The sequence below is a fragment of the Acaryochloris sp. IP29b_bin.148 genome (assembly GCF_028285565.1).
GTDB lineage: Bacteria > Cyanobacteriota > Cyanobacteriia > Thermosynechococcales > Thermosynechococcaceae > Acaryochloris.
In genome coordinates this window covers 1-10270 of record NZ_JANQOY010000095.1, presented here as the reverse complement: position 1 = coordinate 10270, position 10270 = coordinate 1, and the positions used below count along the sequence as shown (strand labels likewise).

The following is a 10270-nucleotide window of genomic DNA, read 5'->3' as shown; positions in this document are numbered from 1 at the left end:
CATGGAGCATGTAGGGTCACTGAAAAACTTAATTAGCATCTGTCGAACAAAGGACCATGCCTTTTTCCCAAATCCTCTCGATTCCAGATGTTGTCTATAAACTAACGATGCCATTTCCATATTTGTCTTTCTATCTATATCTCGATGAGCTTTAAAAATAAAGGTTGAACGTCTAGAAATATTTCATCACAGCCACTTTTAAAAAGAGTTTAAGAAATATTTTCTATTCAACTGAAGTTTCGATATCTATTTTATACACCGAAATTAAAAACGGCAATTTATTCTAGGCTAGGATTATATTGCGAATCGTGAACCAATAAAGCGGATAAGAGTCTGAAGCTATGAGAATACGCATAAAGCTAGGATCCTCTAGCTTTTGTTGTGGCACAATCCAATTTCCTTTGCTAATCTAGCAATAATATTCCACTACAAAAAATATTTTCATTGCTCTGTTTTGTCAAAAAGCAGAGCACAGCTTTGTTATGCTATTTAATTCATATTCTTTTATATTTATTTTCTTGCCAACCTCATTAATTATTTTCACTGCTTTAAGAAACCACAAAAATACAAATATTTCTATTTTTTGGCTAGTATTGGCATCACTATTTTTTTATTGCTGGTGGAAGCCAGTCTATTTGCCAATCTTGCTATTTTCAATTGGTTTCAACTATATAGCTGGATATCAGTTAAGTCGCAATAAATCTGATGTGTTTTTGAAGAAATGCCAACTTGCTGGAAGCATTGCTATAAATCTGTTATTACTTGGTTATTTTAAATATCTAAACTTTTTCTTTGCAACAATAAATAACTTAGTCGGTACAGACATTCAATTTCAGGCAATCGCACTTCCCTTGGCCATCTCTTTTTTTACATTCCAGCAAATTGCATATCTTGTAGATTCTTATCGTGGCAAAACGCAAGAATACAATTTCCTCCAATATTGCTTGTTCGTTAGCTATTTTCCTCAGTTAATTGCTGGACCAATTGTTCATCATGATGACGTAATTCCTCAGTTTTCCCATGAAAAATCAATAAAGATACGTAATGAAGATATCGCAATTGGATTAACCATTTTTTCTATTGGTCTATTTAAGAAAGTTGTGTTTGCAGATACTGCTGCGACCTTCGCTAACCCTATTTTTGAATCAGCTTTGAGCGGAGGACAAGTTGATTTGCTTCAAAGTTGGCTAGGAGCGCTGGCCTATACATTACAACTTTATTTTGATTTCTCTGGCTATTCTGATATGGCGATCGGTGCTGCTCGTTTATTTGGAATTCACCTTCCATTAAATTTTAACTCTCCTTATAAGTCTATTAGCATTACTGATTTCTGGAGACGTTGGCATATAACTCTATCTCAGTTCTTACGAGATTATTTATATATTCCCCTAGGTGGAAACCGTAAGAGTGAAATTCGACGCTATATCAATTTGATTCTAACTATGCTTTTAGGTGGATTATGGCATGGCGCAGGTTGGACGTTCGTTCTTTGGGGTGGATTGCATGGTGCATATTTAGTAGTTCATCGTTTATGGGAAAAAACTATTCCTCCCATTTCTTCATGGTGGTATCAGATTAGTGCACAGTTATTAACATTTCTAGCAGTTGTTGTTAGTTGGGTACTGTTTCGTTCTACTGACTTAGCATCAGCATCAGTAGTACTACAAGGTATGGTAGGAGTTAACGGCATTCATACAACTCCTTCTATACATTCAATTGCGTGGTTCTCAGCACTTTTAGCTATTGTATTCTTTGCTCCAAATAGCCAAGAGCTGATTCCGAGTGTCTGTAGTACTTTTAAAGATATGCCGACAATTCTGCATAATGATACCCAATATTGGCAGTGGCGTCCCAATACTTATTGGGCCATATTTGTCGCAACAATATTAGTTGTCGCAGTAGCATTTATCTCCAAGGAAAATGAGTTTATTTATTTTCAATTTTAAATAAGAAGTATACATAAACAGATTAAAATATCATGCTCAGATCTTCAAAGACATATATTTATATATTTTGTATTTTTTCTGCAATAGGCTTTTTAGGATTAATTAGTTTCAATCTCCTTATTGATTCCCATCATCTTTTTCGGATAATTGTAATTGATGGAATAAATAAAAGGAAATATCAGGTCGTTGACGAGTCAGTATCATATACTGTGAAAGCGCTTGATCTTAGGCAGGGGAACTACGATGCACTGATCTTAGGTACATCAAGAGCGCACCAAGGAATTGATCCATTAAACCCTGTATTTGATGGGAAGAGCGCATATAATGCAGCTTTTGAGGGAGCGACTATTTATGATATTCGTGATGCTCTGAAATTTTCAATCAAACACCAGTCGCTAAGAACTGTAGTCTTAGGATTGGATATGGGAAGTTTTAAAGTTGGCAAATTTAATGGGGAAAAAAGCACTACTAAATCGAAGTTTGTTAAAATTAATTCTAATTATGATATTTACTTAAGGCATTTTGATCGACTTATTTCATATTATGGCACTATTAATTCTATAAAAACAATAGCAAAAAATATAAATAACCATCAGCCAGAAGTCATGAAGACAGATCGAGGTTTTAGACAGAGGAACTTAATCTCGGCAAATGCTCGTCATATGTTTCGCAAGCAGCTGAATGAGTCTTTATTTGCCACAAATTTACATAAAAATTCAGATTCATTTTCAATAGACTCCCTCAACGCTTTTAGGGATATAATTATTGCTTGTCGACAAAATAATATTGAGCTTTATGTTTTTATTTCGCCTACTCATGCAAGGCATCTAGAAAAATTTAAAGCGTTAGGAAAATTTAGTGATTTTGAACAATGGAAACGCAAAATTGTCACTATTCTTGAAGAAGAAAAAACATCTTTGGCAAGTAATACCGTTACACTCTGGGATTTCAGTGGCTATAATCATTTTACTACCGAAAATATTCCCCCAGAGAAAAGCCCAAGGCAAATGCAATGGTACTTCGAAGCTTCTCACTATAAAAAAGAACTTGGAGATAAAGTCCTTTTTGAAATGATGGCAAACAAGCCTCTAAAAAGATCTAATGATGTTTCGTCAGATTCTAGATTTGGGATCCTCCTTGATATAAATACAATTGAACCCCACTTAGCCTATATTCGTGAACAAGGTAGTCGGTACCGAGAACAAAATCCTCATGAATTAACTGAAATACAACAAGCTATTAGAGATCACTTGCAAAACTAAGTATTAGAATGTATTCGGTACAAGACAAAGAGTTTAAACTGCTGGTCGTGATTGGCCCAACAGAAGATAAGAAGCTGATCGATGATTATGCGTTGTGATGGGACATTGGAACCCTATTTGATCTTTTCAAAACTCGGGACTTTTGTGTGGGCTCAACCCACTTTACCGAGGCTGAAAGCTTACGTTCTGGTTACTGGGAACTTGACAAAGCTGTTGTTGGGACGGGGTAACAGTGAAGTTTGAAATCAGGTAATTGTTGATTTGACTACAACTTCGTTCTAGTAAGGGCTCAAGCCTTAAATCCCTTGCTTGAGTGGTGTTCCCATTACCTACCCATACTTGTCCCTGCCCCCACCTTAACGCCTCTACAGAATTTCCCAATTGGCCTAGAGTCTTAATCAACACCCCTTGATTCACCTGCCAGAACTTAATCGATTGATCTGCGCTCCCCGAAACCAGAATCGGTTGGCTAGGATGAAAGGCCAAACTTGTCACTCCATTTTGATGGCCCGTCAAGGTTTGTACTAATGTCTCGTCTTGCCACAGTTTGATCGTATTGTCCCAACTGGCCGACGCCAAAAGATTGCCCTCAGAATTGAACTGGACTTGAGCAATCGCCAAACTATGTCCCGTTAGCGTTTTGACTAGAGTTCCATCCAACTGCCAAAGCTTTACTGTCTCATCATCACTGCCCGATGCCAAATAACGAGGTCCAAAATCAACACTCGTAACGGGGCCATCGTGAGCTTGGATGGTTTTGACGGGGGTTCCCGTTGCCGCATTCCATAGACGAATCGTTTGGTCATCACTGCCCGACACCAGAGTTTTACCATCCGAACTGAAATCGAGACTATTAATTTTGCCCGTATGGCCGGATAGAGTGCGCTGTACCGTCTCCTGATAGATATCCCACACCTGGATATCTGAGTCATGCCCGGATACTAGCTGCTGGCTATCGGCACTAAACCGGAGGGCATATATGGGCGTTTCGCCTTTGAGCGTTTTGAAAGGGACTTTGCCCACTTGTGGATCGGGCCGCCAGAGCTGAATCACCCCGTCTAGACTGGCCGTGGCTAAGAGCTGCTGGTCTGGACTAACGGCCATTGCCAGGATGGGGGATGTGTCTTCAGGAATCGATGGGGTGGCCCAGACTCGAACCTGTTTATCAACGCTGGCTGAGACTAAGGTTTTGCCGTTGGGATGAAAGGTGGCATCTAGGGTTGGAGCGCCATGCCCTTTCAATATTGATAAGGATTGGCCCGTTGCGACTTGCCATAGTCGGAGGCTGTGATCGGCATGGGTCGAGACTAAGGTAGTGCCATCTGGGCTAAAGGCGACGCTAGTTGCGACACTATTCTCTGCTTTTAGCGTATGCAATAGCTGGCCTGATAGGGACCATAACTGAATCGTGCCGTCTTCCATAGAAGCAGCGAGGGTCTGACCGTCTGGACTGATGGCGATATCGGTGACGGCGGTGGCCTGTTTGGGCAAAGTACGGAGCGTTTGCCCCTTCGCCACATCCCAAATCCGTACGGTTTTGTCTTCACTAGCAGATACAAGCATATTGTCGGCAAAGGCCACGGCATTGACCCAGCCCTGATGTCCAGATAAGGTTTTTATGGGTTTACCTGTATTGATATCCCAGAGCTTAATCACGGATTCTCGCCCTGCGGTTGCTAACTGATGGCCCTGGGGATGAAAGGCTAAGCCTGTTCCCTGAGGTGAGGCTGTAAAGCTGTAAAGCTGCTTTCCCGTTTTGGGAGACCAGCGTTGCACGGTCCCTTGAGTGGTGATTATGGCAATGGACTGGTCGTCAGGACTAAAGGCAATATCATTGACTTGCTCACCAATCTCCAGGGTATGCAGGTGTTTACCATTGGCCTGCCAAATCCTCACCGTTTGGTCATCACTGCCCGACGCAATCCATTGCCCCGAGGAACTAATGCTAACGGAGGTGACTCGTTGGGTATGGCCTTCTAGACGGTTTCGTTCTTGAGTGTTTGCGATCGCATCCCCTAACGTCAGAGCGGTTTGGGTGCGGATTGCCCCTAATGTATTGCCATCAATGCCCCAACCCCAGAGGCTTTGCATCTGTTTTGCGGCTTGGGTACTGGTGAGGAGGGCTTCGAGTTGCTGATGCGATCGCAACTGGGATTCCGACAGAGCATTTAAGGCCCGAATCTCACTCAGCTGAGTCTGCTGGCGCTGGAGAAACGCCATGCCTGCCAGTCCTGTGGCCGCTACTCCCAACAGACTCATAACGCCGACGGCTACCCGTGCCCGTCGCAACCGTTGCTTGGCCTGTTTCTGCTCCTGTGCCTGTGCCGATAAACCCGCTTGCACAAAAGCTTGCACCTCCGTCGATAGCTCGTCTGTGTACTTCACGTACAGTTCTGCCGCAGCATCCAATCGCACCCCGCGCAGCAAAAAATCGGGAGACTGCTGACTCTGCTGCCAATCCTCCGCCGCTTGCTCGATCTGGCGTTGCGTTTGCAGACGAACCCGGTTTTCTTCTAGCCACCAGCGCAGGGTAGACCAGTGACGAATCAGAATTTCATGGACCACTTCTACGGTCACGTCCTGTTTAATCCACTCCAGCCAGTCGGGTTCAGGGGGGGTGGATGCCTGATCGCCTTTACTGCTTAAGATCTGAGCTGGAGCCAGATCCTGCTCTAAACTGACGATCACTAACTTGGCATCTGTCAGTGCCTTGAGCGTTCGCTCCACTAATTCTGCCGGATACTTGGGTACGATCAAGTCGGACTTTTTGATCCGCCGCCGGGTATCTTCTGTGCCATCTCCTAACTGCGTTAAAGCTAGAAAAATCCACTGGGCGCAGGCTTGAGCCTCGGCATCCAAACCGTCATACACCGCTTGGGCTTTGCGTTCTAATGCCCCTTTTAAGCCACCGATTTGCTGCTGATAAATCGCGAGGGTCAAGGCCCCAGGCTGTCGCTGTTCCCAAAGCTGCTCTAGAACAAATTCCAACAGCGGTAAATCTCCCGCTAGATTGCTGAGTTCTTCCAGCAAGACCTCCACCAGCTCGGGCTCAACCGCTAAACCCACTTGCTCTGCTGGATTGAGAATGACTTGGCGATAACTCTCCGCCGTCAGGGCAGGCGGCACTAGAATATTCGATTCTGGCAATCGCTGGGCTAAGGCAGGGTATTCCAAACAGGGCGCCATAAAATCGCTGCGGAGAGTGATGATCAGCTTAAAGCGATCACCTGCATGGTCAATGGCTCCAAAAATCAAATCCAAGAACTGCTGACGATCTTCGGAGGACGCGAGGGTAAATAACTCCTCGAACTGATCGATCACCAGGACGATAGTGGATTGGGGTTGCGATCGCAACCAATACACAAACCCTTCCGTCCCCTGATAGAGCATCCCTTCCAACTGCAGCCGCTGGTACTGCTGCTCCTTAGCGGTCCCACTTTCGATTAACCGTTCCACTAAGGCTGCTAAAGGTTTAGCTCCCGGTCGCAGACTCCGCACCCACCATTGGTCACTATCTGGAATATGCTGTCCTTGCTGGAGTTGGGCCATCAATCCTGCCTGTACCACTGAGGATTTACCGCTGCCCGAAGCGCCCACAACGGCTAGAAAAGACTGCTCTCGCACTGCCTCAATCAGTTGCTGAGTCAAGGCTTCCCGCCCAAAGAAAAACGGCGCATCATCGGGGCCAAAGGCCCGTAGTCCCATATAAGGACAAATCCCTAAGTCAAAATCTGAGGTAGTACTGCGCGCCCCCATCCCACCGGGCAACACCTCAATCACGCCCTGCACCCCAGATAGCCAGGTCTGCAGCTGTATTTCACTGCCTGCCAGTTGCGTTTGGAGCTGAGCAATCCAGCTAGCCACAGGCATCCCCTCTTGGGGATTGGCTTGCGTTAGAGTCTCGTACAAAACGTCTGCAAACTGTTCCGGCTGATCCGCTGAAGCCGCTGCGGCCAGCAGACACTGGCCCTGATAATGGGTCTGTAAATCCTCAATCCAGTCCAGCAGATCCGTGGCTCCAGGACAATCCAGAATCACAATTTGCTGGGCCAGGGGTGACCGTCGTAGCATCTGCCGTAACCAGGACCGACTAATCGCCACCCCTTCCGGCAAGACCAAATGGGCCTCGCCCGTTTCTGTCAGTTCCGTTTTGCCCCGCAAATAGAGGAGTGCGGTCGTCACCGTCGTGGGAGTAGGCTGAGCTGGATCCGCAACTTGCAAACAGGTTTGAATGGCGTCTCGCACGTCTTGCCAGGTTTGCCCCGATTGGGGAAAGTAAGTCAGCTCAAAGGCTCCCGCCCCCCGCAACACTTTGCCGAAGGCCAACGCTGTGGGATTATCCGCCAGTCCCGCCACCATAAGAGCCTGCCGAGGATAGGCATGGACGGGCAGTTCCGGCTGCAGACCCAACACCAACTCCCCCACCCCTTCCACAATCCGCTTCGGTGTTTGCTGGGGATATTCGGCATCGAGCTGGGTTTCGCCCCGACCTCGCTTTTGCTGATTAATCAAGCGCAGCTGCTGGTTGACCTTATCGATATAGCGCAGGGTTTGGTAGTAGACGTACTTATAGAGGGCATCGGCTTCAATCACCCCGTCATTGTCGGCAGCCTCTCCCAGCAATCCCTGAATCAGGTAATAGGTAAATACCCCATGCTCCAGCTCGGGAAACTCCCAGGACTGCTGGTTTTGGTCACAGGATAGTAGCGCATAAAACCCTTTACTCTGGGCGGCTCGCTGTCGCAATAGGGCCATCAGTTGGGGCGTCGGGTTGGGCAACGGTTCTGGGGATTCATCTTTACTCCCCAGCTGCATACTCATACCACCGCTATGGCAAGCATCCAGCCATACTAATTGCTGACGAGCAGCACTATTGGCCAGAGTCATTAGCAATTCCTGCACGGAAAATCCTGTCTGAAGCAGCTGTTCCTTTTGGGTATCAGCGAGGCATAAATAGGTTTGCTGAGTCGGTGGATCAACGACGCCATGTCCCGAGAAATAAAACAGAAGGGTGTCTTGTGGTTGGGCCTGCTCGACCATTTGCTGCAGACTCGTTCGAATACCCGCTAAGTCGGGTGATGAGCCGAATGCCTGAGGATGATCGTGATGCAAAACGATGGATTTTTGCGGAAATGCCGCGGTGGCAGTATTCAGGGCATCTCCCAGGCCCTGACAGTCTAAAGCTGGGTAAGCCAGGTTCGACAGTTGGGCATCAGCATAATGATTGACCCCCACCAACACGACCCATAGTTTGGCTTCTCCCGCTTCCAAGGCTCGGGTTGATCGACTGGTTTTAACGCTAACTGGTGACATAAGGATTGCTAGAATTTAGCCCTCAACTGTTTGCATTCAATTGCAATTTGTTTAGAAGGCATCAACTCAGATTTACGCTATGGATGCTATTAAAGGCGACTTTCTCTAATTGGATAGGGTTGAGTCTGGAAATTTATGCCATTCCACCGATTTTTGTATGATCAAGACTACCCATAAATATGCATGAAGTGATCGGACGATACAGTTTGCTCAAGGCAACCTGTACCTAGCATTCAAGAAGCAAGTTACTTCATTTGAGCTACTTTTTTTGAGATACACAAAACAAGTCACCAAAATGGTGTGACTTGTTCCAGCCTGCCACAACACCTACTGTTGATCTCAAACAGACTTCTATAAATTTCGTATTTTTCAACCATTGCGGTTAATGCCCAAGGGACTTGACGTCACTCTGAACATTAGCTCAGTCTAAAATCGCAGTTCAATTGCTTGAAAGTTGCCTTACTCAGAGATTTGGGGGCTTGCTGTGGCAGTTGCATTGGTTATTGAGTCTTTTTAAGGTAGGTGCTCCATGAAACGGTCATCCAAACGTCATAAAGTCATGGATGTTTCAGCAGCCGAAACGGCTGCTGCCCCCAATCAGCCACTAACTACAAACAGACTGGATAAAGAAGAAGATCTTTCTCAAAGCCTCCTGTTTGAAGAAGATGATGCCTCGCATACATTTGATGATGACTATTTTGATGAATCGGATAGTGATGAAAATCTCTATGATGAAGATTTTGGAGATGAATATAACCAGGACTTTACAGATGAATTCATGCAAATGAATCAAGGAGATGAATCTGGAGATGCCTTGATTGATGAGTCTGATGAAGCATTTATTGATGAAGTCATTCAAAGCCTGACCAAATCTTTTGAACTCGATCTTGAGCAAGATATTGATGGCGTAGCTGATGTTCGTCACATCCTTGAGCACAGCATGCTCGAAGCCTTAGATGCAGCAACCACCACAGAGTTTTTTGAGCATATTCTAAATACCATTGATCGAGTTACTCCTCCCATACGCCAAAGAGCGATTCAGCCTGGACCTCGACGTAAACGCAAGCGTAAAGCGAGAGCGCAAAATCTGAAAGTTCAGCATAACGGTCACTCACATCGACGACGAAAGTTAGAACACAACGGACAGAATCAACTCATACCTCTTGACTCATATCAGCCGCTAGCTTGCATATTGAGAGAAATTCGATCCATGTTTAGACGCTATTCCCTGAGAGGTTTAGACGAATTGGATGCCCTCGAAGACACAGCCACTTTGTTTGCTGAGCTGAATGTAGATGCAGCATTACCCATCTTGACTGGTTTGACTGCACGAGTAGTGATTCGACCCAAGCTGGATCAAACGAATAAGTCATATAATTCAGCATTCTATGAACGTATGATCGAATCTACGGAACAAGCAGTCACCACACTCGTTGAGAGCGGTGCATTGCAAGCGTTACCAGGTGTCGCATACAACTTGGGACAATTAGCCATTCGCAAAGGACTATCGGCAAAAGCTTTGCCTAAGCTCCTTCGTCAGTCAGCCCTACGAACTGCCGCTAGTCCCCAACTGATAAAGCTTTTATCCTCATCCAGTCTAGAGGCCGTGACCCTCAACTCGGCAAGACCAAGTGACAGGTCTTTACCACTTCGGGTTAACGGGCCAATTGAAATTATTATTCGGACTCCCTAAAGGGGCTAGTTTTTTATCCCAGTTCCAACCACTGAAGGAAGGAGAAGAATCATGTA

4 protein-coding genes and 1 pseudogene are annotated in these 10270 nt (G+C 45.5%); 4 read left to right on the top strand and 1 reads right to left on the bottom strand.

Going from position 1 to position 10270, the window contains the following annotated elements; genetic code table 11:
• The first annotated feature begins 482 nt into the window (after window positions 1-482).
• From Q0986_RS09440 to Q0986_RS09430, 3 genes and pseudogenes are all read left to right on the top strand, one after another.
• Complete coding sequence (locus Q0986_RS09440) at window positions 483-1946, top strand: MBOAT family protein (RefSeq protein ID WP_299408681.1); 1464 nt, start codon at window positions 483-485, stop codon at window positions 1944-1946.
• A gap of 32 nt (window positions 1947-1978) precedes the next feature.
• A complete protein-coding gene (locus Q0986_RS09435) occupies window positions 1979-3208 on the top strand; it encodes a hypothetical protein (protein ID WP_299408677.1) in 1230 nt (409 codons plus the stop codon).
• Window positions 3209-3234: 26 nt separating this feature from the next.
• A pseudogene (locus Q0986_RS09430) lies at window positions 3235-3393 on the top strand (IS4 family transposase); the annotation flags it as partial.
• On the opposite strand, the gene Q0986_RS09425 reads toward Q0986_RS09430, so the two are convergent.
• A complete protein-coding gene (locus Q0986_RS09425) occupies window positions 3371-8521 on the bottom strand; it encodes a caspase family protein (RefSeq protein ID WP_299408674.1) in 5151 nt (1716 codons plus the stop codon). The pseudogene Q0986_RS09430 and the gene Q0986_RS09425 overlap by 23 nt on opposite strands.
• Window positions 8522-9080: 559 nt before the next feature.
• Between Q0986_RS09425 and Q0986_RS09420 the strand changes: the two genes are divergently transcribed.
• Window positions 9081-10214 carry a hypothetical protein gene (locus Q0986_RS09420; protein WP_299408628.1) on the top strand — a complete coding sequence of 378 codons (1134 nt, stop codon included), beginning with the start codon at window positions 9081-9083 and terminating at the stop codon, window positions 10212-10214.
• The last annotated feature ends 56 nt before the right edge of the window (window positions 10215-10270 follow it).